This window comes from Parasphingorhabdus sp. (assembly GCF_059726685.1).
The window spans coordinates 926,876-948,535 of sequence record NZ_AP041068.1; the positions used below are offsets into that span (position 1 = coordinate 926,876).

Here is a 21,660-nt window from a genome sequence, read left to right on the forward strand (position 1 = left end):
CAACAAAGGCCGCCAGATAGCGGCCTTTGTCGTTCAAATATGATTGCTGTCGACTATAAGTCCACTTCGATACCGGCATAGAAGAAACGCCCGGTATTGGTGAAAATACCACCACCTTGGCTGGTGCCGTCCAGATCCAGCGGCGGGAGACGGTCAAAGACATTGTCGATGCCGGCGTAAAAACGGAAGCGCTCATCCACGTCCATGCCCAATCGGATATCGTGATAGAACACGTCCGGATAGAATACTTGCGGAAAAGCGTCCGGATCCCGTGGCGGTTCTCCATTGAAGGAATTTTGGGTCTCATATTCGGTAGCGATGGTCTGTTTGCCAATATAGCGCAAATCATACGAGACATCGAAATCACCGAAATCAAGCGCGACGCGGAATGTGCTTGTCCATTCCGGATCGCCCAGTTCGCTCTTTAACCGATCAGCAAAATCTGGCTGGGTGATGTCGGTGAACTGGGTCCGGTCAATGAGATAGCTTGTCAACCACCGCGTGCTGAGCTGCACGCCGTCAAATATCTCTCCAGTGTAAGAAATGTCAAAATCGATACCCGACGTTTCGAGTCTGGCGAAGTTAAATGGCCCGGCGCGGAAGGAATCCCCTATAACAGGTAGACTGATGACATCGGCACCGATCCTGCGATCCGATTGTCCGGTAAATGTACCATCGGGCCGCCGTGAAATCGCATCACAGAACGGATTGTCGATACCGCCTGGATTATCATAGCATTGATTGACAATTGTCTGCCCGAGCAACGTAAAAATCACATCTTTCACGGTGATGTCATAATAGTCGACAGCAACGGTCAGGCCTGGCGCAAAGCTCGGTTGATAGACGGCTCCGATGGTGAGGCTTTCCCCGCGCTCTTCTGTCACATTGGGGTTGCCGGCATTCAGGCCCCGAACCCCGGAATTAGGTATGTTTGTAAATGGCGTGACGCCGTCGGGGTTAAATGCGGGCACATTCGGATCCGCCAGGCAATTGGCTCTACGATTGGGGTTGTTTTCAATATTCTGTGCGCTGCACGGGTCCTGAAAATTGTTGGCAAAAGTTTGTGACCCTGCATCAAACTGATCTGACAGGGTTGGCGCACGAACAGACTCGGCATAACCGACCCGCAGCCGAAGATCACTAATCGGCGCATAGGTACCGGAGAGGTTGTAGGCAAATACTGTACCGACCGCTCCTTTATAGTCGGAAACCCGGCCAGCGGCCTGGAGCGTGAGTTCTTCGGCGAATGGCACATCGGCAAGAATAGGAAAGTTTATCTCGCCATAGGCTTCCCAGACCTCTGCGGCTGGCGGATCGAACTCTGCGATGGCGTTCAGGAAGGTCGCTCCGCTTTCTGTTACATCATCAAATTTTGAAAATGCCGTATCACGGCGATATTCGCCGCCAATGACAAAACTGACCGGTCCGCCGGGCAGCTCAAACAAATCGGACGTGTCGCCTGCTACAAAGGCTGTTGCGCTATATTGTTCAGCCTTTTCATCGCGTGAAGACGTAAACAGAAAATAATCTTTCGATGCCTGCGAAACATTACCCACGCCGAACAGATTGGCTGGTGCACAGGCCGGATCGTCATTAGTGGGGTCAGCATCGGCATTGATGGCACAGACAATATCGCCACTTGCATTGCGCACTGCATCTCTCGCATTGAAAAATTCGTTTATGAGAATATTGCCTCTGGTTTCATAGAAGGTGTCCAGGCGCCCATAGTTAAACGCGACCTCATACTTCCAGTCATCGTTAAAAGTGCCATCGACACCAACGACGATGCGATAGGTTTCGCGTCTGTGGTCCTCTCCGCGTCCGCCGAAATCAGTATCGAATCGAAAAGCGTTAAAGCTCGTTACTCCATCGGGTAAACTGGATACCAGAAGATCACGGCTTTCAGTGTCAAGGAAAGGGTTGTCGATGCTGAACGGATTGTTGAAAAAGGTTGCTTGCCCCTCCTGAACAGCGTCAATGCGGACATATTTTGCTTCGATAAAGGGACGAAATGCTTCCGATATTTCGTAACTTCCCAGGAAATTGACCGCATAGCGCTCCAGGCCGGCCTGCAATAATCCTGTGTTGTTCAAGGTAGAGCCGAGACCACCGACGGCATTGTTCGAACCAACTGGTCGCAGGTCCTGAACAAGTGGGTTGGCAATAAGGCGGCCATTTTCATTAAATACAAAAGTTCTGCCCAGTTCGTTATTTCCGCCTCCGGCGGCGAACAGGCCAGTACAGTTGACTGTCCTGCGCCTGTCTATTTCAGCAAAATTGGGAGCCGTAGGGTCGACCGCTTCTGGGCAACTGGATGTGTAAAGTCCGCCATCCGAGATATTGTTATTGCGGATACCCCGGATGAAGGCACGGTCTGGAACGCCGTTGCCGGTGCTCGGCTCGCCAATTCGATCTTCGACAATCTGGAATTGATTACGACCAGAAAACGCCCCGGTTAAATTGTCTCGTTGTCGGTTGAAGAGCGGGTCTGAATTGGCATATTCCAGTGCTATGGCAACATTGCCGCGATCATCTCCGAAATTCTCACCAATTGTCAGACTCGCAAATTGTGATGCTCGGTCTCCCTCGCTGGAAATGCCGGACTGTCCACGAAAACGGATGCCTTCAAAGTCACGTTTCAAAACAAAGTTGACGACACCAGCAACAGCATCAGCACCATAAATGGCCGAATTGCCGCCAGTCACAATGTCCACGCGCTCCACCAGATCCGTTGGGATCGTATTTACGTCGACCCTAAAATCGCCAGGCGACGCAGTGACATGACGGCGCCCGTTGACCAGTACCAGAGTTCTGAGTGTTCCAAGGCCGCGAAGGTCGAGCAAGTTGAGCCCGGCTGTACCAATGAATCGTGTGGAATTGCCTTGGCTGAATGTTGAACGCAGTGCTGGCAGTTCATTGAGGGCATCGCCCAGAGAGACATTGCCAGTAGCCACCAAATCTTCAATTTCGACGCTGGTGATCGGTACCGGAGAAGAAACGTTCGGGTTCTGAATCCGGGTGCCAGTCACCACAATTACGGAGTCATTGGCATCCGATTCACTTTGTTCGGCCTGGGCTTCGTCGTCATTTGCACTTTGAGCTTCAGCAGTCGTTGCCGAAATTGCCATCGCCATAATCGCTGCTGAAGCAAAAAAATGACGCACGGTTTTCATTTTATAATTGGATTGCATGTTGGGGGCTCCCTGCTTAGTTGCAAGGGTAACTATATAATATTAGGCGATTTCCATCAATAAAATAAAAAATATTACAAATATACAAGTTTACAGTATTGTATAATCTCATCATTCATTTACATTAATGTAAATTATAATGCGTAATATGATAATTCTGTTATATATCTGGGTAAAAAGAGAAATATCCTCCATTTTCGGGAATTTTGTGGTCGAATATTTTTACATTTCCAGTCGAGAACCACAGACTCCGTCCGTTAGCGGAAAGCCGGTCTTTTCTGGTGCATATTGACGCAGGAGCCATTGCGGATGTTTGCAATCCGTAAAATAATGACAGCCATCGAGCCGGGCATACGGCGTCAAATTACAAGCCGTTAATGCAGGTCGTGAGGCAGGAGTAAATGGTCAGAAAATGCCGAAAGATTACAGTATTATTGGTTCGGACTGACATCACCACACTTCGAAGAGTGGGCGAGGGTAGTGCTCTATTTTCGGCCCAAGCCTATTTTTGTAGCCAAACCACTGCGAACTTTTGAATAGTTGGAAGATACCATCGGATAGTCCGGCGGAAGTCCCCACTTGGCCCGATATTCTTCAGGTGTCATATTATAGCTGGTCATCAGGTGCCGTTTGAGCATTTTGAATTTTTTGCCATCTTCCAAACAAATAATATGATCCGGCTGGATGGAATCCTCAATTGGCACGGCCGGCTCTTGTTTCGTCTTGGTTGGCGCTGATTTGCCAGCAAGCTCTGACATTGCCCCATGCACACTATTGATCAGCAATGGTAGGTCAGAGACCGCAACGCTGTTGTTATTAACATGCGCCACGACAATTTGTGACGTTAAAGCGATGAGTGTTTCGTCCATCCTACTGTTAGTTTCTGTCATTTCCGCCCCACTTTCCCCCATTTTTATAATTTATATCCATTTCGGATATAAAAATCTGATGTCCTTTACAGCAGCATAAATCAAGTGCTTATTCACTATTGAATTGGGTAAGGAACGGGCAATGGGTTATTGTCCGTTTTCAGGACAATATTTCTTGACCCTATTGCAGAATAGTATGCGCTAAATTCTTATGTAATATAGTCTGCTGTTGTTTTCCCGGCGACATCTTCTGCGGAGACACCTGGAGCCAGTTCGATGAGCTTGAAAGAGCTGTCATGATCAGCGCGGTGGAACACGGCAAGATCGGTAATGATCATATCAACAACATTGGCGCCGGTTAACGGCAGTGTGCATTCCGGGATGAACTTGGGACTGCCATCCTTGGCGCAATGATCCATTACCACGATGATTTTCTTCACACCTGCGACAAGATCCATCGCACCGCCCATGCCCTTGATCATTTTTCCCGGGATCATCCAGTTGGCGATATCGCCATTTTGGGCAACTTCCATGGCACCCAATACGGTCAGGTCAATATGCCCTCCACGGATCATCGCAAAGCTGTCGGCGCTTCCGAAATAGCTGGAGGAGGGAAGCTCGCTAATGGTCTGTTTGCCAGCGTTGATCAAGTCGGCATCAACTTCATCCTCATAAGGAAACGGACCAATACCAAGCATCCCGTTCTCGGATTGCAGTGTGACCTCGACATCATCAGGAATATGATTGGCTACCAGCGTGGGGATGCCGATACCCAAATTGACATAATAGCCGTCTTGCAGCTCTTGCGCCGCTCGCGCGGCCATTTGATTGCGGTCCCAGCTCATGATGCTGTCTCCCGTTCGCGGATCATGCGAAACTCGATTTTCTTGTCATATGGCGAGCCGTCTATCAAGCGTTTGACATAGATGCTCGGCAAATGGATAGCATCAGGATCGAGCTCACCAACCTCGACAATTTCCTCGACCTCTGCGACGCAAATCTTTCCGGCAGTCGCCATTGGCGCGTTGAAATTGCGGGCGGTTTTGCGAAAGATCAGATTGCCTGCCTTGTCCGCTTTCCACCCCTTTATCAGGCACAAGTCGGCGTAAATGCCGCGCTCGAGGATATAGTCTTCGCCATCGAAGCTTTTCACTTCCTTGCCCTCAGCGACCTGCGTGCCGACGCCGGTTTTCGTATAGAATCCCGGTATTCCCGCCCCGCCAGCGCGGCAACGTTCGGCCAAGGTTCCTTGCGGGCAGAATTCCACCTCCAACTCGCCTGATAGAAATTGCCGCTCAAATTCCTTATTCTCCCCGACATAGGAAGAGATCATTTTTTTTACCTGTTTGGAGCGCAGAAGCTTGCCGAGGCCTTCATTGTCAATCCCGGCATTATTCGATGCAATGGTGAGATTCTTCACCCCGTCTTCTTGAAGCGCATCAATCAGGCGCTCGGGAATTCCACATAGCCCAAACCCGCCAACGCACAAGTGCATGCCATCAAACAACAACCCGTCGAGTGCTGCGGCTGCATCGGAATAGATTTTCTTCATAGAAGCGCCTTTGTCCTGTTCTTTCGGCCTAGTAGCCCAAGTTTCGATCTATCGTCCAGATTAGAATATATTTGCGTTCGCAGATCGGTTATGGGCGCGATTGTGATCCGAATAGTCGCCTGTATCTCGTTGCTCTTTTTCCTTGTCCCAGTGACCTATGTTCACGGGCCGGTGCCGGACAAGAATGACAGTCAATTCATTGAGTTGGAGCCAATCAGCTTTGACTCGGAAGACGCGACGCGAACCAAGTCGGGCAGACTTGAGTTTTTGCGTGGTTGGAAGCTATCGAGTGACAATGCAGATTTCGGCGGTGTCTCATCAATGCTGGCACTAGCTGACAATCGCTTTTTCATGTTGAGTGACGCGGGAATCCTGATCGGCTTCACGCTTGATGAGCAGAAGGGGCAGGTCAAGCGGCCGTTTATCGCGCCACTGCCTGATGGGCCGCCCGCGGAAAATGAATTTGCCAAAAAAAATTGGGACGCTGAGTCACTGGTTTATGATCCGGAGACGGGTCAGTATTGGGTCGGCTATGAACGCTATCATGGCGTGTGGCGCTATGGCCCGTCCTTTGCGCGAAAAGAGGCGGAGCATCAGGTCAAGGCGATGCAAAAATGGCCCAAGAACGGAGGCGCAGAAGCTATGCTGCGCTTGCCGGGTAAGGATGACGATCCGGATCGCTTTCTGGTTTTTTCGGAATCCGCCGATTATAGCAAAGGCGGTTATCAGGCGCTGATTTTTGACGGCGACCCGGCTGAAGCGGATCTAAAACCCAAGCTGTTTGGATATCGGCCTCCAAGAGGATATGAGATTACGGATGCGGCGTTGTTGCCTGATGGCCGCGCGCTATTGCTGCATCGTCGTTTCACACCACTGGAGGGCGTGTCAGCGATTCTGTCAATTGGCGATTTATCTGAGATCGCTGCTGGCGAAGTGTGGACATCGCAGCGGATTGCATCGCTCAAACCGCCAATGAAGGTGGACAACATGGAGGCGTTGGCGGTCACCGTAGAAGATGATGAAACAATTATATGGATCGCATCGGATGATAATTTCAATGCTTTTCAGGAAACCCTGTTGATGAAGTTTCGGTTGCTGCCGGGTAAGCGCAAAAGGACAAGGGGCAAGGCCAATACGCCTGCATCCGGAGCTCAAAACGAAAAAGCCGAGGCAAGCCCCGGCTTTTCATCAATTACCAATTAAATACGGTAGAACAGTATTTTAAGCAGCAGCTTGCTTCTTGGCGATCTCTTTTTTGAGGCGGCGTACGCGCAGGCTCAACTTATCGTCGGATGTTTTCAGTAGCCAGTTATCCAAACCGCCAACATGTTCCACCGAGCGGAGACCGTGCGTTGATACACGCAGTTTCACGCCTTTGCCGAGCGCATCGGACAACAGGGTCACATTTTGCAGGTTCGGCAAAAAGGTTTTCTTGGTACGGTTTTTGGCGTGCGATACGTTATTGCCTACCAGCCGAGTCTTACCTGTCAGTTCGCAAATCCGCGACATCTTACTTGTCCAATTTCTTGTTAATGAGTGATTCCCGTAGGAAAGACAGCGCACCTAACCGCAAAAGCTCCGTCCGTCAAGCATCAGCCAACTAGATTATTTACCTTTATCACAACCAATCAAGCTGTTCCTGCGGAAGAGACAGAACGGTATTTTAGGGATCAGCGCGATTGTCTGAAGGCTTGCTTCGCCGGATTATATGGCTTTGGGTCGCGAACCGCGCTAACATCCTACGCTATGGCGATAGATAAAGCCCGTACATATATGCGCCAAGCGCTCTCACTGGCCCACGAAGCCGCTGCGGCCGGTGAGGTCCCGGTTGGCGCAGTTGTCGTTCATAATGGCCAGATTATAGCCGAAGCGCATAATCAGCCACGTGCAACCGGCGATCCTACGGCCCATGCAGAAATAGTCGCTTTACGTGCTGCCACTGCGAAGCTGGGAACAGAAAAGTTGATGCAGTGCGACCTTTGGGTGACTCTGGAACCGTGCACCATGTGCGCGGGGGCCATTTCTCACGCGCGGATCAAACGGCTTTATTACGGGGCCACTGATCCAAAGGGTGGAGCGGTAGACAGCGGCGTGAATTTCTTCGCCGCTGCCACCTGTCATCACGCTCCGGAAGTCTATGCCGGTTTCGACGAGGTCGAATCGGCCAACTTGCTCAGGGATTTCTTCAAAAACCGCCGTTATTGATGGGCCATGTGGTTAATGCACGAACCGCGCTACGACATCGCGGTAGCTGCGGCTCACCTTGACCTGAGCGCCTGATCCCAGGATCAGGAAGCATTCGCCGTTGGTGTGCGGTTTGACCTCGCGAACCTGGCCCAGATTGACAATGGTAGACCGGTGCACCCGCTGAAAATTCCGCGGATCGAGACGCTTTTCCAGATCTTTCATCGTTTCGCGCAGGATCAGGGAATTGTCCGCAGTATAAATGCACATATAGTCGCCAGCAGCGTCAATCCGTTCAATTGTATCGACATCAACCCGGAAAATCTGACCACGATCTTTCACATTGATGAGTTTTTCATAGCGACTGGCGGCTGCTGGTTCTTCGGCATTTTCCAGATCGGCCATAGCGTTAGGTGCGACTTCGCTGAGCACGTTTTTGAGCTTCTCAATCTCTTCCGCACCGCGTTTCTCGGTGAGGCGGTTGCGAACGCGTTCCAGGGCATCGGCAAGCCTGTCGGGTTCTACAGGCTTCACCAGATAATCGACAGCCTCCGCCTCAAAGGCACGGACCGCATGGTCAGCAAAGGCGGTTACAAAAATGAACAGAGGTGGTTCGATCTCCATGATACCCTGAACGACCGAAAAGCCATCGAAACCAGGCATCTGGATGTCGAGAAACACCAGATCGGGCTTCAGTGTCTTGATCTTGCGAATAGCTTCGCGTCCGTTGCTGCAGGTATCGATAATTTCGATATCTTCAAATTTTTCGAGACGAATCTGAAGGCCCTGAATGGCCAGTTTTTCGTCATCGACTAATATCGTTTTTATCGTCATGGGTTTATATCCTTTTGGTGCGATGAAGCCACGGCGGGGGCGGTGACGAGACCCCCATGGCTTGTATCGGATGCATGCTCCCCAAATATGGCTTCGTTCCTGATTTGACCGCTCGTTATGTTATCCCGTGCGGCCTCTTTTTCAATCTGTTCCCTGGTCTCAAATGGCAGTGTGATGATCACAGAGAATCCGCCTCCTGCTGAAGATTTAATCTCGAACTGGTGTGCTTCTCCATAAGCTTGGTTTAATCGCTCCTGAATATTTCCTAAACCCACCCCGGTGGAATCTGTATTTTTATCGATCGGGCCATTTTTTCCTGGTCCGGTGTCCGACACGATTATCCGCACTTTGTCATTCTCAAGTCGGGCAGATACAGCAATGTCCGCGCCTTCTTCCATTGGTGTTACAGCATATTTGATCGCATTTTCGACCAATGGTTGTAGCAATAGGGAGGGCAGCAAGGCATCCCGAACCGCCGGATCAATATCGAAGTTGGGGCGCAATCGTTCCTCAAAGCGCATCTTTTCAATATCGAGATAGAGATGCAGCGTCTCGACTTCTTGTGCCAATGTTACGCGGCTATGGACCTCATTCACCAGAGTATGGCGCAGGAACGACGACAGACGGGACAGCATCGCATTGGCAGGCTCGGTCTGCTTCAGCAGGACCAAAGTCGAGATACTGTTTAATGTGTTGAACAGGAAATGGGGATTCAGCTGATATCGCAGCATTGTCAGTTGAGCGCGGGTGGCCTGCGCTTCCAATCGCAAAAGCTGGTCATTCTGCTCTTCGACCCGCAAAAAGAAATTGATCGCAAAATAGAGCGCCGACCATGCACCGAGCAGGGTAAAGTCAACAAAGACATAGCCGACAAACAGGCTCGCAAAACCACTTTCGATCGTTGGATTCTGGATAAGAAACACCCAAGCATCGACAAAAGCGAACAAAGCTGCCGCCACCGACAGGACAATGATAGTTGTGACCCACGTAATGATCGGCTTTTGGTGAATCAGATTCTTGTAGATGACCGACAGAAGCAGTGAAATCGAATAGCCGGTAATCGTCGAAATGATGATCGGCAACAAGAAGCTGAGCGGCTGTCCATTCGCGATACCGGAAATCCCGCGCAGCGCCAGTGCACCGGCCCATCCTGCGGATTGCAAGTTCCAGAACGCTCGGTTTTTATTGCCAAAAAAGGGCTGGGGGCGGATTTCCATGACGGCCATATTATCTATCTATAGCGTGCCATTGCCGTTTGGGAAAGAATCGCATAACATCTGGTCATTAAGCGCACAGACCAAATAGGTAGAAAACAGGCGCAAGAGGAGAGCGATATGGGCGGCCCCAATGAAGTCAGAGCAAAATTCCCTTCGATGGAAGAGGGGACCAAGGAAGACTGGGACATTATTGGTGGTCATTACATGCCCTTTGCCAGCAAGGTTGCGGACCGGGTGCTCGATCATTTGCGCCTGCTGGATGGCGATTATGGTGGTTTTCCTGTTGATCGGCTGGAACACAGCCTGCAAACGGCGACCCGTGCGCATCGCGATGGGCGGCCCGATGATTATGTGGTGATGGCATTGCTGCATGATATTGGGGATACACTCGGCACTTTCAATCACCCCGATGTTGCAGCGGCGATCCTGAAACCATTTGTCAGCGAAAAACTGCACTGGATCACTGAGAAACACGGGATTTTCCAGGGCTATTATTTTTTCCACCATCTAGGCCAGGACCGGGACATGCGCGAGGCATTTCGCGGGCATGAGCATTTTGAAGATTGCGCTGAATTTTGTGAAAAATATGATCAGTCGGCTTTTGATGCCAATTACGAAAGCGCGCCGCTGGAGTTTTTCGAGCCGATTGTGAAGCGCGTTATGGCGCGGCCCATTAACAGCATTTATGTGAACGAATAGGCATTAGATACGTTGCTTTGCGAAAGCTCGTGCCTCTGCATTTCAGTTGATCTGACGATCTGAGGTTTGATGGGTTCTTCTGCTCGGCCTGACATGGCGGCCTTTTCGCAAAAGCGGAGATATTCAGGCCTGTTCCATTAGGCTAGCCGTCAGCTCGTTGGCTATATCGGAACGGAAAGACCGGTTTTCGTTTTGCTCATCACAACATTGGTATGAAAGCGCCGCACATTCTGGTTCTTGAAAAAAAGCCGGTGTGTGAGCTCTTCAAATGCCTTCATGTCCGGCGCTAGGCAGATGAGAATGAAGTCCGCATCGCCGGTCACATAATAGCATTGCTGAACATGCGGTTCTTTTTCGATCTTGCGCCGGAACGCATCGAGTTGATCCAGGCTTTCACGCTCCAATTCGACCATGACTATGAAGGTCATTTTCTGGCCCATGGCTTCCGGGTCCAATATCGCGACTTCTCTGTCGATTGTTCCGTTCGACCTTAGGCGCTTCAAGCGCCTTTGCACGGATGCCGAAGACAATCCGGTGCTGTCGACAAGAGCGTAGATTGATGTGGCAGCATCATTCTGTAAGTGATCAAGGATGATGCGATCTGATTCGTCTATTTTCTGTTTCATGATCAATTTATATCGCATATTCTCTCAGATAGAATCAAATCATTTAAAATAATTCGATTAGTGAGATTACAGCATCATTTGAAATCTTTAGAAATTGTCGTCGGGCCGATAAGCGCTCGAGCGAAAAAAGGATTAAAAATGATAGACCATCTGGAAGTTCAAACACGTGATGTTGATTTGCTATGCGACTTCTACAAAACGGTATTGGAACCTGTCGGCTATGCATTGAAGATTGATGATGCAGCCAAGGGCTTTGGCAACGAGGAGCGAATGGATTTTTTCATCGTTCAAGGCGAGCCATCTTCCGAGGTGCATTATGCGTTTCAATCATGTGATCGCAAAACAGTGGATCGGGTCTATTCTCTGGCCGGCAAAAAAGGTTTCACTCTTGACCGCGAACCCAGTTTGGCGCCTCACATACACCCAAATTACTATGCAGCTTATCTAAGAGATCCCGATGGCCGACTGGTAGAATTTGTCAGTCACAGTGAGGAATAGCAGCAGTGATGAAAATCTTCCTTAATGATCTGGGTCAACCTGTCGGGGAATGTCTGGGCGGCTGGCAAGGGGCGGCCTTGCCGGTTCGCCGCTGTCTGACGGGCAAATTTTGTGGTGTTGAACCGCTTTGCGTCGATACGCATAGCGAAAGCCTTTTTGCAGCGCTGTCGGAAGACACAAGTGGCCGGACATGGACATATATGCGCTATGGACCCTTCAGCAGCCTTGGCGCGTTTGTAGAATGGATGGAAGATTACTGCTTTTCGGCAGACCCGTTCTTCTATGCATTTGTCGAAAAAAACACGGGGCGGGCTTTGGGCATGGCAACATATTGCAGCATATCTCCGTCACATGGTTCCATCGAGGTTGGGCATGTGAACTTCGCGCCATCCATGCAGCGCACGGCAATGGCAACCGAAGCAATGTATCTTATGGCGCGTCATGCATTCCGGGTCCTTCACTATCGGCGATATGAATGGAGGTTGGATAATTTGAATGCAGCTTCGCACGAAGCTGCCAAGAGACTTGGCTTTGTCTATGAGGGTGTTTTTCGCAATGCCTCAAATTACAAGGGGCGGAACCGCGATACTGCCTGGTACTCGATTACCCATAGTGAATGGGATGATTTGGAAATCGCTTTTGAAAGTTGGCTAGATCATCTTGATCCGGTTTCTGGCAAACAACAGAAATCTCTTGGAGAGTTTATAAAAACTGCGGTGCGATAAGATAAGGGAACCGAATTGGAGTCGTTTGTCTATTTTCTGAACGGCTACACGACATTGCGCCGAAAACCCGAAACCCTGCGTTCAGGCCGCAGACGGCTCGCCTATTTCCTTGAGATGGCGCACCACCATATCGCCGCGATCTGATGCGCCTTTGCTATTGTCGCTAGCGTGGTTCTGTAACTCTGTTTCATCAATCCAGCAGAGATCTTCCAGACTGAGAATCCGGTCATCATGGGCGCGGATGGTGATTTGGCTGATCGGCTGACGGTCTTTGGCGTCGGCCAGTACCGGATTGGATCGCACACCAGTTTCCCATTTTTCGCCCCATTGGCGAATCGCTACAATGACAGACAATAGATCGGTGCCTTTGTCGGTCAGCCGATATTCAACCTTGCGCTTGTCATGATCGCAGGGCCGCCGGGACATGATGCCGGCATCAACCAGCCGGGTCAGACGGTTTGCCAATATATTCCGGGCAATACCAATCTCGCTGAGAAAATCCTCAAAATGGCGCACGCCGTTAAATGAGGCGCGCAATATCATGAAGCACCAACGCTCGCCAATTACCTCCAGAGAAATGGGTAGCGAACAGCCTGTTCCGAGTTCCGAGAGATTTTCCGTCAATTTATCCATAAGCCAACCCTAGACCAGTTTCTGATAATCCCAAAAAAAAAATATAAGTTTTTAGTTGCAACTTAAAACCTAATAAACTAGGTACTGATTCGCAACCTAAATTGCAAGCTGATTTTCCCTCACTTTTTCTCCCCGGGTGTATCGGCGCAGATCAAGGGTTGAATTGATTTGAAAGGAAATAAAAATGCTTCTCTCCCAAAGCCCATTGCGCAACATTTTCATGCTGTTCGTCGCCATGCTCGTGACCACAGTGATCTTTACCGCCAGCGCCGCAGATGCGCGCAGCAAGCCGGTAGCCTATACCGCAGAGCTGCAACAGCCGGTTGAGGCGTCGCGCCACATCATCAAAGGTACGGTGATGCACTGTGCAGGCACCGAATGCAAAGGAGCCAAAAGCGGATCATCAGTAAAGACTGTCTGTGCCCGCTTGTCCCGCAAGGTCGGCCCCTTGGCCTCTTTCACCTATAAAGGGGAAGCTGTTGATACCGAAGCCCTGGCCCAGTGCAACGGTGACAAAAAAGGTTCGAAGCAACGGATCGCGAACCGCAAGTAAAACAGTACGTAATCACGTCTTCACGACCGGTCACTCAATCCCGTTATGGCCATGCAAATGGCTGGCCGGTCCAACTAAAGCGTTGAAGCGAATGCCTTTCACCCTCGAAGGCTTTGCTTCAACGCTATTTTTTTGTTGCTCCTGCGCGCAAAGACAGACAGTTTACGATGGTGTTGAGGCAATATGAACTTGTAGAGCGGGTGCGCAGCTATGACCCGGAGGCGGATGAGGATCTGATCAACCGCGCCTATGTGTTCTCCGTGCAAAAGCATGGCAGCCAAAAACGCGCAAGCGGCGACCCGTATTTCAGTCATCCGATCGAGGTGGCCGGTCTGATGACCGACCTTAAGCTCGATCAGCAGACCATTGTTACCGCTCTGCTGCACGATACGGTTGAAGACACGCTAACCACGACCGAAGAAATTCAAAAACTTTTCGGGGTCGATATTGCCCGTTTGGTGGACGGCGTAACCAAACTTTCCAAGATAGAAGCGCAAACCGACAATGAACGCGCCGCTGAAAATCTGCGTAAATTCCTGCTCGCGATGTCCGACGATATCCGGGTGCTTCTGGTCAAATTGGCCGACCGCTTGCACAACATGCGCACCCTGCATTTCATCAAAAGTGAAGAAAAGCGCCGACGCATTGCCCATGAAACGATGGATATTTATGCGCCGCTGGCCGAGCGGATTGGCATGTACGAATATATGCGCGAAATGCAGTTGCTTGCCTTCAGTCATCTGGAGCCGGAAGCGTATGAAACGATCACTGGGCGCCTCGATACGATCAAGAAAGGTGATGAGGGGCAGGTCCACAAAATTGCCAGATCGCTGGAAAAGACGCTGGCAGCTGGCGGATTGGCAGCCGAGATTAGCGGCCGGGAGAAACACCCCTATTCCATCTGGCGCAAGATGCAGGAGCGCCATGTCAGCTTTGAACAGCTGACCGACATCATGGCCTTTCGCGTGATTACCGACAATAGCGCGGAATGTTATCGCGCGTTGGGTATCATGCACCAGAAATGGAAAATGGTTCCGGGGCGGTTCAAGGATTATATCTCGACACCGAAGCGCAATGGTTACCAGTCGCTGCACACCACAATCATGCACGGCAACAACATGCGCGTGGAGATACAGATCCGCTCGGAACGGATGCACCGCGACAATGAATATGGGCTCGCGGCGCACTGGGCCTATAAACAGGGTGATGGGCCGGACGGCCAGGCGGGCTGGATTCGTGATCTTATCGAAATTCTTGACCATGCCGGTGATGCCGAAGAGCTGCTCGAAAATACCAAGCTCGCCATGTACCAGGACCGGATATTTGCCTTCACGCCCAAGGGCGCGTTGCTGCAAATGCCGCGCGGATCAACCACCGTTGATTTTGCTTATGCGGTGCATACCGACTTAGGCAATCAGGCAGTGGGCGCCAAGGTCAATGGCCGTCACGTTCCGTTGCGGACGCAGTTGACGAACGGCGATGTCGTCGAAATCCTGAAATCGGATGGTCAGGAACCGCAACCTGGCTGGTTGTCTTTTGTCATTACCGGTAAGGCGCGTGCCGCCATTCGCCGGTTCGTCCGCCACAAGGAACGAGACGAGATTGTCGAGATTGGGACCAAACTCTATGACGAGATTGTCCAGCGCCTGCCCGGGAAAATTGGCAAGAAAGCAATGAAAGCCGCGCTAAAGCGGCTTGATCTCGATAGCGATGACGACTTGATGATCGCGATTGGCACACGGGAACTCAGCGACCGTGAAGTCATGGAAGCGTTGATGCCCGGCAGTGTCAATGACAATGACGATGATCGCGAATGGCCGGAGCAGGACCGCGCGATCTCGATTAAAGGGCTTACGCCCGGTGTTGCCTTTGATTTGGCCGAATGCTGTCATCCTGTCCCCGGTGACCGGATTGTCGGCCTGCGCCGCAGCGGCGCCAATGTGGAGGTGCATACGATTGACTGCCTGAAGCTGGCGGATGGCGTCGATGCGGACTGGGTGGATCTCAGCTGGGGTATGGAAACCGATGGTGCGGCGGCGCGGTTGATGGTGGTGCTACACAACAAGCCAGGTACTTTGGCGGAGATGGCAGGCATTTTTGGTTTCCACAATGCCAATATCCTGAGACTGAGAATGACCAATCGTGACGCGCCGTTTCACACGTTCGAAGTCGATCTGGAAGTTCACAACGTCCATCATCTGATGCGGATATTATCCGCTCTCAGGGCCTCGGAAGCAGTGGCGCAGGCAGAACGGCTCTAGTGCAGTCGGCGCTACCCCGCCCTGACTTTTCTGCGCGACCATTGCAGATGACTTGCGAGCATGCGTTAAACGCGAAGCCGGATGAGGTTTACGCTGCCTGGACTGTCGGGCTAGACACCTGGTTTGCTCAGGCCGGCACGCTGTTTTTGGTGCCGGAGCCAGGGCGACCCTATTTCTTCTACAACCGAGACGAATGGGGCAGGCATCCCCATTATGGCCGGTTCCTTGAACTGATAGAAAACCAGCTTATCGAGATGACATGGATGACGGGTAACGGGACAGCTGAGGGAACAGAAGGAGCCGAGACTATCCTTCGCATCGAACTCGTTCCCGAAAGAGCAGCCACGAAAATCCGCTTGACCCATTCCGGTTTTGTCAATGAAAAGTCCCTTGCCGGGCACCAGGAGAACTGGCCTCTGGCCTTAAAAATATTGGACGAAGCACTCGTCGGTGGCGTCAAAGCCAACTAGTGGCAGCTTACTGGCCGGGTATGCCGGGAGGTGGGCCGCCGGGGATGCCTTGTTGCTGCATTTGTTGCTGCAGTGCCTGCATCTGTTCGGCCGAAATAAAGTCGAGCAGGGACACATCGAAAATCAAGACCGAGTTGGCAGGAAGCTCAGGGCCGGGGGATTGTTCACCATAGCCGAGCTCTGACGGGATCCAGATGCGGTACTCGCCGCCTTTTTGCATGAGTTGAAGAGCTTCGGAGAAACCGGGAACCACGCCGCCAACGGGCATCGGAGTTTGCTCATTGGCATCAAAGACGCTGCCGTCGCGCAGCCGGCCTTCATATTTGACCAGCGCCGTGTCGGTCGCGGTTGGTGACGGACCTTCACCAGGCTTCAGCACTTTATACTGGAGGCCCGTATCGGTGGTTACAACGCCGTCCTCTTCACCATTATTGGCGAGAAACTGTTCATTGGTAGCGCCGGTTTCCACCGCATTTTGCGTGCCGGCGTAAGCCAGTATCGCAGCCACCACCAGAACCACTGCCAGTCCGATCCACAATTTGGTCAGCGAACCTTTTTTGATCGGCCGGATGGGAACAGTGGTTACGGACATATCTGACTACCTGTTGTTTGAAAGTCTGTATCGAAAGGAAACGGCTTTAGATCGTGCCGTCACGTTCCATCCGCTTGCGCTCCATTTTGCGGGCGCGTCGAACAGCGGCTGCTTTTTCGCGTGCACGCTTTTCAGAAGGCTTCTCGTAATGCCGGCGCAGTTTCATTTCGCGATAGACGCCCTCACGCTGCAATTTCTTTTTGAGCGCCCGAAGGGCCTGATCAACATTATTGTCGCGAACCATGATTTGCATAAGACTGAGTAACTCCGTTCAATATCGTCTTTGGACCGGGTATATTCATAACCGGCCGAAAATTTATTTAAGCCATAAAAAAGGGTTTGCAGATGATTCGTTCAGCTGCAGTTGGAGCGCGCCTAACAGGCTAATCCTCCGATTTCAAGCATTTCCGACTTTATATTGTGGCATTTTTGCCCCGGTTAGCCCTTGATTATCCGCTGAATTTCGGTCCTGAAAGCCTTTTGATTATCAACTGGGCCTGTGTCATATCCGTTTCAAAGCGCAATTTAAGCGAATCAGGAGACGAAAAATGGCCACCGCAATCAATGTCCAGTCAGGCTGCAGCGAAGAGGAATGGAAAGCACGCCAGCGGCTGGCCGCCTGTTACCGGATATTTGCACATCTCGGCTGGGATGAGCTGATTTTCAACCATGTCACGCTGAAAGTGCCGGGCGAAGATGATGCATTTTTGATCAATCCTTACGGCCTGCATTTCAGTGAGGTGACGGCCTCGACGCTGGTCAAGATCGATATTGACGGCAATACGCTGGACGGATCGACTTATCCGGTCAACAAAGCCGGTTTCACGCAGCACAGCCTGTTTCACCGCGAGCTGCCGGATGTTCACGCGATTATCCATACCCACACGACCGCGACGATGGCGGTGGCGTCGCTGGAGGGCGGATTGCAACCTTTGAATTTTTATGCTGCGGCTATTGTTCCACGCCTGGCTTACCACAAGTTTGAAGGTGTTACTGTGCATGCCGAGGAAGGTCCGCGTTTCCTGGCGAGCCTGGGCAAGAAGCGCATGATGTTGCTGGAAAATCATGGCCCTGTGGTGATGGGCAAGACGCTTGAAGAAGCCTTCCTCAACCACTGGGTGTTGCAGCGCGCCTGCGAGATTCAGATGCAAACGCTGGCAATGGGCAAGCCGGTGGTGATCGGTGAAGAGGTGATCAAGAAGCATCTTGCCAATTTGTCACAGGCATCGATTGATCCCGCCATTCAGGGCGTGCCCGAATTTGATGCGATGGTGCGGTTGATCGACCGCGAAGACAAAAGCTGGCGGGAATAGAAAAAGACCGTTAGTCGGGAATTAGTAAGAGCGGGTTTCCCTATGGCTAATATCAAATGACCAAATTTACCGTCAATAACCGGCCCGTCGAATATCGGATGGACGAGCAAACTCCCTTATTGTGGGCTTTGCGCGATGCATCTAACCTGACCGGCACCAAATATGGTTGCGGCACCGGCGATTGTGGCGCGTGCATGGTGGAGATTGATGGGGAAGCCATTCGCAGCTGCCTTGTCACCATCGGCGAGTTGGAAGGGCGGTTCATCACCACCATCGAGGCATTGTCGCGCGACCGCAGTCATCCGGTGCAACAGGCATGGGCTGCGGAAAACGTGCCCCAATGCGGGTTTTGCCAGTCCGGCATGATCATGTCCGCGGCGGTCTTGCTCAAGAAAAACGACAACCCGTCCAATGATGATATTGACGAGGCTATTACCAATATCTGTCGCTGCGGGACCTATCCGCGCATCCGCGAAGCGATCCAGCGTGCCGCCCGTGTGGCACGGGGGGAAGATGTGCTAAGCGCTGCACCGCCGCCCGGCATTGATCCGTCGGATGCGGCAAAGGCTGTTCCCGCACTAACCCCCAAGAAATAGGAAGGCTGGCCATGGGCGCCTGGGCCTATCTCATCGCGGCGATAGCTCTCGAAATACTCGCGACAACATTTCTGAAGCTTTCAGACGGTTTTGCCAAATGGCATTGGGGTATCCTGTCGATCCTGCTTTATTCGGCCTGTTTCTGGGTACTGGCCCCGGCGCTCAAGACGCTGCCTGTGGGTGTGGTCTATGCGATATGGTCGGGTGCCGGCATTGTCGCCATCACTCTGATCGGTGTATTTTTCTTCGATGAGCGACTTGCTTTTCTGCAATTTCTTTTCATTGCGATGATATTGATCGGTGCAGTCGGATTGCAGCTGACAACACAGGCCTGAATAGGCCCTGGTTATCACGGTTCATGCTGGGCCCATCGAAGGGGTTGGGGTGGGGGTTTCGACAGGCCCAACATGATCGTCTTTGCGTCGTTTTCGGAAACTGAATATCGTAACTAGGCAGCTAAAATAGGTGCAGCCATCATCATAACATGGATATTCTGTACGGACCGGAAACAGGATTCGTCAAACAGATTTTCTGTACTTGAACGGGAACCTGAGTCACCAGTCAGGTTCCCGTCCGGGAGGTTCGCCAGATCAGAATCGACCAGTGATCGAGAAACGCGCGTTCAGAGGCGCGCCCACGGTCGCCTGATGCGTGCTATGTGAGCTCGGGAAATAGACGGTATCTGTCAGATTCTCGATATTGACCTGCAGCCGCAGATTGTCGGTGACATCGAAATGTGCCGCCGCATCAATGCGGGTATAGGCCGGCAGAACGGCAGTATTGCCGTTGTTGATAAAGCTCTCGTCCTGATGGGTCAGTCCAAGTCCGAAGCCAATGCGATCCGATATCTGGATGGAGTTCCAGATTGAGAACATATTTTCGGGAAGTTCACGTAGACGTAAGCCCGTGGTTGATCCGGTAGCATCGACTTGCTCACCATCAAGAAAACTATAGCCGGCCGAAACAAACCAATTATCGGTTACCTGACCCCGAAGCTGCAGTTCGAAGCCGCGAATTTTCGAGTCGATAATATCCAGTGTCGATGGATCATTGTCGTTTGGCTGCGGAGAGCTTTGCTCAATCTCGAAAACAGCAGCAGTGAAGCTCAGGCCCTGTTCGAAGTCCCATTTGATCCCTGCTTCAAGATTGGTGAAGGTATTAGGATCAAGAGCATTGTTGTCGCCATTGATATTGGCAAACTGTTCTCCGCTGCGCGGCAGGAAACTCTCGCTATAGCTGGCGTAGAAAGAGACATTTTCCCGAGGCTTGATGATCAGGCCGGCACGCGGTGAAAATTCCTCATCCTTGCGGGTTCGGATATCGGCATTGGGAACATTGTTTACGGTGATGTCGAAGCTGTCAAAACGGCCGCCAAGGACAACGTTCAACCAGTCGGTTACCTTGATCTCGTCCTGAATATAAAGCGAGAAAACATCGATATCCACGCGTGTGTCATCGTTGAGATCGGCAGTGAAGTCATTGGTTGTGGCGATACCAGCAGCGTTCACGCCAACGCCTCCACGCAAGTTCAGCGGGCGCTCGATCGCGAAGACTTCGTTGTCGTCCATTGTTGTGTTCCAGAACGCATTGAAGCGGTTCTGATCGGATGACGTATTGATATATTCACCGCCAAAGATCAGTGTATGACTGAGGCTGCCGGTTTCAAACTCCCCGACCAAATTACCGGACAGGATCAGATTCTGACGCTCGGTTGTGTCGATATAACCATCGAGGGTAACGACATTGGGCGTGTTTGCCTGATCATAGCCAGAGGCATAGAAGTTTGAATAAACTTTGTCATAGTCGCCATAAAATGCGCTGACATTGGCTTTGAAATTGTCGGAGAATGCATGTTGCAAGTTGGCACGCAGCAGATGTGCCTCCAATTCGGTAAAGTTAAGCTCGGGATCTCCGAAAACAACGTTTCTGAGGGCAGAAACGGGACGGCCGTCAGTGCCAGTTGGAATGCCGCGGTCGATGAAGCGTTCGTGGTCGGCATATTCATAGGACAGATCAAGTGTCGTGTCCGGGCTGACTTGGAACCGCACGGTGGGATTGAAGCCAATGCGATCGCCATCGTAAAAATCGCGATGATTGTTCAGGCTCTCATAGGCCGCATTGACGCGAACGCCGATATTTTCACCTGCTGCTATGTTAATATCGCCCTGGACGCTGAATTCGCCGAAAGTGTCGATAGCAATCTGACCGCCGCCAAAGGTTTCACCGATCGTGCCCTTCTTGGTAACACGGTTCAATATGCCACCGGTGCCGCCACGACCAAAGAGAAGCGCGTTCGGGCCGCGCAGGATTTCCACCTGCTCCAGATTGTACAGGCCGCGATAATATTGCACATCATCGCGAACGCCATCGATATAGAAATCTGCGGTCGAGCGGACCCCGCGGAACACAACGGCGTCACGATGGCCTTCGCCCTGCGTATTGTTCACACCGGGTGTGTAGTCTACTATCTGACCAATGCTGGTGAAGCCGCGCTGTTTGATCTCGTCAGCGGTTACAATAGAAAGGCTTTGCGGAACGTCAATGATCGGTGTCGGTGTCTTAACCGCATTTATCTGGTTTGAGTAAAGCACGTCACCGACAACTACGATATCATCTCCGGCATTGTCTGATTCCGCGTCCGCGGCATGGGCAACGGCAGGGACCATCATGGTTGTGGCCAAAAAGACGGATACGGTTTTGTTCTTTAGCATTCTGAGTTTTCCTGGATCATTACGTTTTGAGACTCATTCTCAATATCGTCGAGCGTGGTAGTGATAATGATTATCACAAGCAATGGAAAATCTGAAAAATGAAGATTTTTCTTGCAGATGGAAAATGATGATGTTT

23 protein-coding genes are annotated in these 21,660 nt (G+C 51.4%); 11 read left to right on the forward strand and 12 right to left on the reverse strand.

The window, feature by feature from the left end; translation table 11 throughout:
• Positions 1-53: 53 nt before the first annotated feature.
• The 4 genes from AC6I9Z_RS04590 to AC6I9Z_RS04605 all read right to left on the reverse strand — a co-directional run bounded on the left by AC6I9Z_RS04590 (position 54) and on the right by AC6I9Z_RS04605 (position 5,612).
• Positions 54-3,191, reverse strand: coding sequence for a TonB-dependent receptor domain-containing protein (locus AC6I9Z_RS04590; protein WP_461458467.1), 3,138 nt, complete (start codon positions 3,189-3,191; stop codon positions 54-56).
• Between the two features lie 485 nt (positions 3,192-3,676).
• The gene (locus AC6I9Z_RS04595; protein WP_461458465.1) at positions 3,677-4,081 is read right to left on the reverse strand and encodes a Ros/MucR family transcriptional regulator; all 405 of its coding nucleotides are present in this window, start codon (positions 4,079-4,081) and stop codon (positions 3,677-3,679) included.
• Between the two features lie 188 nt (positions 4,082-4,269).
• Positions 4,270-4,905, reverse strand: a complete 636-nt coding sequence (locus AC6I9Z_RS04600; protein WP_461458463.1) for a CoA transferase subunit B — start codon at positions 4,903-4,905, stop codon at positions 4,270-4,272.
• Positions 4,902-5,612 carry a CoA transferase subunit A gene (locus AC6I9Z_RS04605; protein WP_461458461.1) on the reverse strand — a complete coding sequence of 237 codons (711 nt, stop codon included), beginning with the start codon at positions 5,610-5,612 and terminating at the stop codon, positions 4,902-4,904. Before AC6I9Z_RS04605 ends, AC6I9Z_RS04600 begins: the two co-directional genes overlap by 4 nt.
• Positions 5,613-5,702: 90 nt before the next feature.
• Between AC6I9Z_RS04605 and AC6I9Z_RS04610 the strand changes: the two genes are divergently transcribed.
• Positions 5,703-6,815, forward strand: coding sequence for an esterase-like activity of phytase family protein (locus AC6I9Z_RS04610; protein WP_461458459.1), 1,113 nt, complete (start codon positions 5,703-5,705; stop codon positions 6,813-6,815).
• Positions 6,816-6,833: 18 nt separating this feature from the next.
• On the opposite strand, the gene rpmB is transcribed toward AC6I9Z_RS04610, so the two are convergent.
• Positions 6,834-7,121, reverse strand: coding sequence for a 50S ribosomal protein L28 (rpmB, locus tag AC6I9Z_RS04615; protein ID WP_109354941.1), 288 nt, complete (start codon positions 7,119-7,121; stop codon positions 6,834-6,836).
• A gap of 237 nt (positions 7,122-7,358) precedes the next feature.
• On the opposite strand from rpmB, the gene tadA reads away from it, so the two are divergent.
• A complete protein-coding gene (gene tadA / locus AC6I9Z_RS04620; RefSeq protein ID WP_461458457.1) occupies positions 7,359-7,817 on the forward strand; it encodes a tRNA adenosine(34) deaminase TadA in 459 nt (152 codons plus the stop codon).
• A 12-nt stretch (positions 7,818-7,829) separates the two neighbouring features.
• Here tadA and AC6I9Z_RS04625 read toward each other — a convergent pair whose 3' ends face one another.
• Positions 7,830-8,630: a LytR/AlgR family response regulator transcription factor gene (locus AC6I9Z_RS04625; RefSeq protein WP_109354943.1), complete on the reverse strand. Its 801-nt coding sequence runs from the start codon at positions 8,628-8,630 to the stop codon at positions 7,830-7,832.
• Positions 8,627-9,856, reverse strand: coding sequence for a sensor histidine kinase (locus AC6I9Z_RS04630; protein ID WP_461458455.1), 1,230 nt, complete (start codon positions 9,854-9,856; stop codon positions 8,627-8,629). Before AC6I9Z_RS04630 ends, AC6I9Z_RS04625 begins: the two co-directional genes overlap by 4 nt.
• 108 nt (positions 9,857-9,964) lie before the next feature.
• On the opposite strand from AC6I9Z_RS04630, the gene AC6I9Z_RS04635 reads away from it, so the two are divergent.
• Positions 9,965-10,546, forward strand: coding sequence for an HD domain-containing protein (locus AC6I9Z_RS04635; protein ID WP_461458453.1), 582 nt, complete (start codon positions 9,965-9,967; stop codon positions 10,544-10,546).
• 161 nt (positions 10,547-10,707) lie between these two features.
• Here AC6I9Z_RS04635 and AC6I9Z_RS04640 read toward each other — a convergent pair whose 3' ends face one another.
• Positions 10,708-11,172 carry an Lrp/AsnC family transcriptional regulator gene (locus tag AC6I9Z_RS04640; RefSeq protein WP_461458451.1) on the reverse strand — a complete coding sequence of 155 codons (465 nt, stop codon included), beginning with the start codon at positions 11,170-11,172 and terminating at the stop codon, positions 10,708-10,710.
• A 138-nt stretch (positions 11,173-11,310) separates the two neighbouring features.
• On the opposite strand from AC6I9Z_RS04640, the gene AC6I9Z_RS04645 reads away from it, so the two are divergent.
• A complete protein-coding gene (locus AC6I9Z_RS04645) occupies positions 11,311-11,670 on the forward strand; it encodes a VOC family protein (protein WP_461458449.1) in 360 nt (119 codons plus the stop codon).
• Positions 11,671-11,678: 8 nt separating this feature from the next.
• Positions 11,679-12,395 (forward strand): GNAT family N-acetyltransferase, encoded by a 717-nt coding sequence (locus AC6I9Z_RS04650; RefSeq protein ID WP_461458447.1) that lies wholly within the window; start codon positions 11,679-11,681, stop codon positions 12,393-12,395.
• An 81-nt stretch (positions 12,396-12,476) separates the two neighbouring features.
• Here AC6I9Z_RS04650 and AC6I9Z_RS04655 read toward each other — a convergent pair whose 3' ends face one another.
• Positions 12,477-13,028 carry a winged helix-turn-helix transcriptional regulator gene (locus AC6I9Z_RS04655; protein WP_461458445.1) on the reverse strand — a complete coding sequence of 184 codons (552 nt, stop codon included), beginning with the start codon at positions 13,026-13,028 and terminating at the stop codon, positions 12,477-12,479.
• Positions 13,029-13,212: 184 nt separating this feature from the next.
• Between AC6I9Z_RS04655 and AC6I9Z_RS04660 the strand changes: the two genes are divergently transcribed.
• The 3 genes from AC6I9Z_RS04660 to AC6I9Z_RS04670 all read left to right on the forward strand — a co-directional run bounded on the left by AC6I9Z_RS04660 (position 13,213) and on the right by AC6I9Z_RS04670 (position 16,312).
• Positions 13,213-13,581: a CC_3452 family protein gene (locus AC6I9Z_RS04660; RefSeq protein ID WP_461458443.1), complete on the forward strand. Its 369-nt coding sequence runs from the start codon at positions 13,213-13,215 to the stop codon at positions 13,579-13,581.
• Positions 13,582-13,751: 170 nt separating this feature from the next.
• Positions 13,752-15,842: a RelA/SpoT family protein gene (locus AC6I9Z_RS04665; protein WP_461458566.1), complete on the forward strand. Its 2,091-nt coding sequence runs from the start codon at positions 13,752-13,754 to the stop codon at positions 15,840-15,842.
• Positions 15,843-15,889: 47 nt separating this feature from the next.
• Positions 15,890-16,312 (forward strand): SRPBCC family protein, encoded by a 423-nt coding sequence (locus tag AC6I9Z_RS04670; RefSeq protein ID WP_461458441.1) that lies wholly within the window; start codon positions 15,890-15,892, stop codon positions 16,310-16,312.
• 7 nt (positions 16,313-16,319) lie between these two features.
• On the opposite strand, the gene AC6I9Z_RS04675 is transcribed toward AC6I9Z_RS04670, so the two are convergent.
• Together AC6I9Z_RS04675 and rpsU are read right to left on the reverse strand one after the other, a co-directional pair.
• Positions 16,320-16,904, reverse strand: coding sequence for an FKBP-type peptidyl-prolyl cis-trans isomerase (locus AC6I9Z_RS04675; RefSeq protein ID WP_461458439.1), 585 nt, complete (start codon positions 16,902-16,904; stop codon positions 16,320-16,322).
• A 46-nt stretch (positions 16,905-16,950) separates the two neighbouring features.
• Positions 16,951-17,157, reverse strand: coding sequence for a 30S ribosomal protein S21 (gene rpsU / locus AC6I9Z_RS04680; RefSeq protein WP_074204042.1), 207 nt, complete (start codon positions 17,155-17,157; stop codon positions 16,951-16,953).
• A 295-nt stretch (positions 17,158-17,452) separates the two neighbouring features.
• Here rpsU and AC6I9Z_RS04685 point away from each other — a divergent pair, with 295 nt between their 5' ends.
• The 3 genes from AC6I9Z_RS04685 to AC6I9Z_RS04695 are packed head-to-tail and all read left to right on the forward strand — an operon-like array spanning position 17,453 to position 19,148.
• A complete protein-coding gene (locus AC6I9Z_RS04685; protein WP_461458437.1) occupies positions 17,453-18,217 on the forward strand; it encodes a class II aldolase/adducin family protein in 765 nt (254 codons plus the stop codon).
• A gap of 56 nt (positions 18,218-18,273) precedes the next feature.
• Positions 18,274-18,813 (forward strand): (2Fe-2S)-binding protein, encoded by a 540-nt coding sequence (locus tag AC6I9Z_RS04690; RefSeq protein ID WP_109354958.1) that lies wholly within the window; start codon positions 18,274-18,276, stop codon positions 18,811-18,813.
• A gap of 11 nt (positions 18,814-18,824) precedes the next feature.
• Positions 18,825-19,148: a DMT family transporter gene (locus tag AC6I9Z_RS04695; protein WP_461458436.1), complete on the forward strand. Its 324-nt coding sequence runs from the start codon at positions 18,825-18,827 to the stop codon at positions 19,146-19,148.
• A gap of 255 nt (positions 19,149-19,403) precedes the next feature.
• On the opposite strand, the gene AC6I9Z_RS04700 is transcribed toward AC6I9Z_RS04695, so the two are convergent.
• Positions 19,404-21,524: a TonB-dependent receptor gene (locus AC6I9Z_RS04700; RefSeq protein ID WP_461458434.1), complete on the reverse strand. Its 2,121-nt coding sequence runs from the start codon at positions 21,522-21,524 to the stop codon at positions 19,404-19,406.
• Positions 21,525-21,660 lie beyond the last annotated feature (136 nt).

Bases quoted from the DNA above. Each gene is read 5' to 3' on its own strand.
- AC6I9Z_RS04595 (WP_461458465.1), bottom strand. From the start codon at position 4,081: ATGACAGAAACTAACAGTAGGATGGACGAAACACTCATCGCTTTAACG.
- rpsU (WP_074204042.1), bottom strand. From the start codon at position 17,157: ATGCAAATCATGGTTCGCGACAATAATGTTGATCAGGCCCTTCGGGCG.
- AC6I9Z_RS04635 (WP_461458453.1), top strand. From the start codon at position 9,965: ATGGGCGGCCCCAATGAAGTCAGAGCAAAATTCCCTTCGATGGAAGAG.
- rpmB (WP_109354941.1), bottom strand. From the start codon at position 7,121: ATGTCGCGGATTTGCGAACTGACAGGTAAGACTCGGCTGGTAGGCAAT.
- AC6I9Z_RS04605 (WP_461458461.1), bottom strand. From the start codon at position 5,612: ATGAAGAAAATCTATTCCGATGCAGCCGCAGCACTCGACGGGTTGTTG.
- AC6I9Z_RS04650 (WP_461458447.1), top strand. From the start codon at position 11,679: ATGAAAATCTTCCTTAATGATCTGGGTCAACCTGTCGGGGAATGTCTG.
- AC6I9Z_RS04630 (WP_461458455.1), bottom strand. From the start codon at position 9,856: ATGGCCGTCATGGAAATCCGCCCCCAGCCCTTTTTTGGCAATAAAAAC.
- AC6I9Z_RS04645 (WP_461458449.1), top strand. From the start codon at position 11,311: ATGATAGACCATCTGGAAGTTCAAACACGTGATGTTGATTTGCTATGC.
- AC6I9Z_RS04695 (WP_461458436.1), top strand. From the start codon at position 18,825: ATGGGCGCCTGGGCCTATCTCATCGCGGCGATAGCTCTCGAAATACTC.
- AC6I9Z_RS04600 (WP_461458463.1), bottom strand. From the start codon at position 4,905: ATGAGCTGGGACCGCAATCAAATGGCCGCGCGAGCGGCGCAAGAGCTG.
- AC6I9Z_RS04610 (WP_461458459.1), top strand. From the start codon at position 5,703: ATGGGCGCGATTGTGATCCGAATAGTCGCCTGTATCTCGTTGCTCTTT.
- tadA (WP_461458457.1), top strand. From the start codon at position 7,359: ATGGCGATAGATAAAGCCCGTACATATATGCGCCAAGCGCTCTCACTG.
- AC6I9Z_RS04625 (WP_109354943.1), bottom strand. From the start codon at position 8,630: ATGACGATAAAAACGATATTAGTCGATGACGAAAAACTGGCCATTCAG.
- AC6I9Z_RS04655 (WP_461458445.1), bottom strand. From the start codon at position 13,028: ATGGATAAATTGACGGAAAATCTCTCGGAACTCGGAACAGGCTGTTCG.
- AC6I9Z_RS04685 (WP_461458437.1), top strand. From the start codon at position 17,453: ATGGCCACCGCAATCAATGTCCAGTCAGGCTGCAGCGAAGAGGAATGG.
- AC6I9Z_RS04700 (WP_461458434.1), bottom strand. From the start codon at position 21,524: ATGCTAAAGAACAAAACCGTATCCGTCTTTTTGGCCACAACCATGATG.
- AC6I9Z_RS04670 (WP_461458441.1), top strand. From the start codon at position 15,890: ATGACTTGCGAGCATGCGTTAAACGCGAAGCCGGATGAGGTTTACGCT.
- AC6I9Z_RS04640 (WP_461458451.1), bottom strand. From the start codon at position 11,172: ATGAAACAGAAAATAGACGAATCAGATCGCATCATCCTTGATCACTTA.
- AC6I9Z_RS04660 (WP_461458443.1), top strand. From the start codon at position 13,213: ATGCTTCTCTCCCAAAGCCCATTGCGCAACATTTTCATGCTGTTCGTC.
- AC6I9Z_RS04590 (WP_461458467.1), bottom strand. From the start codon at position 3,191: ATGCAATCCAATTATAAAATGAAAACCGTGCGTCATTTTTTTGCTTCA.
- AC6I9Z_RS04690 (WP_109354958.1), top strand. From the start codon at position 18,274: ATGACCAAATTTACCGTCAATAACCGGCCCGTCGAATATCGGATGGAC.
- AC6I9Z_RS04675 (WP_461458439.1), bottom strand. From the start codon at position 16,904: ATGTCCGTAACCACTGTTCCCATCCGGCCGATCAAAAAAGGTTCGCTG.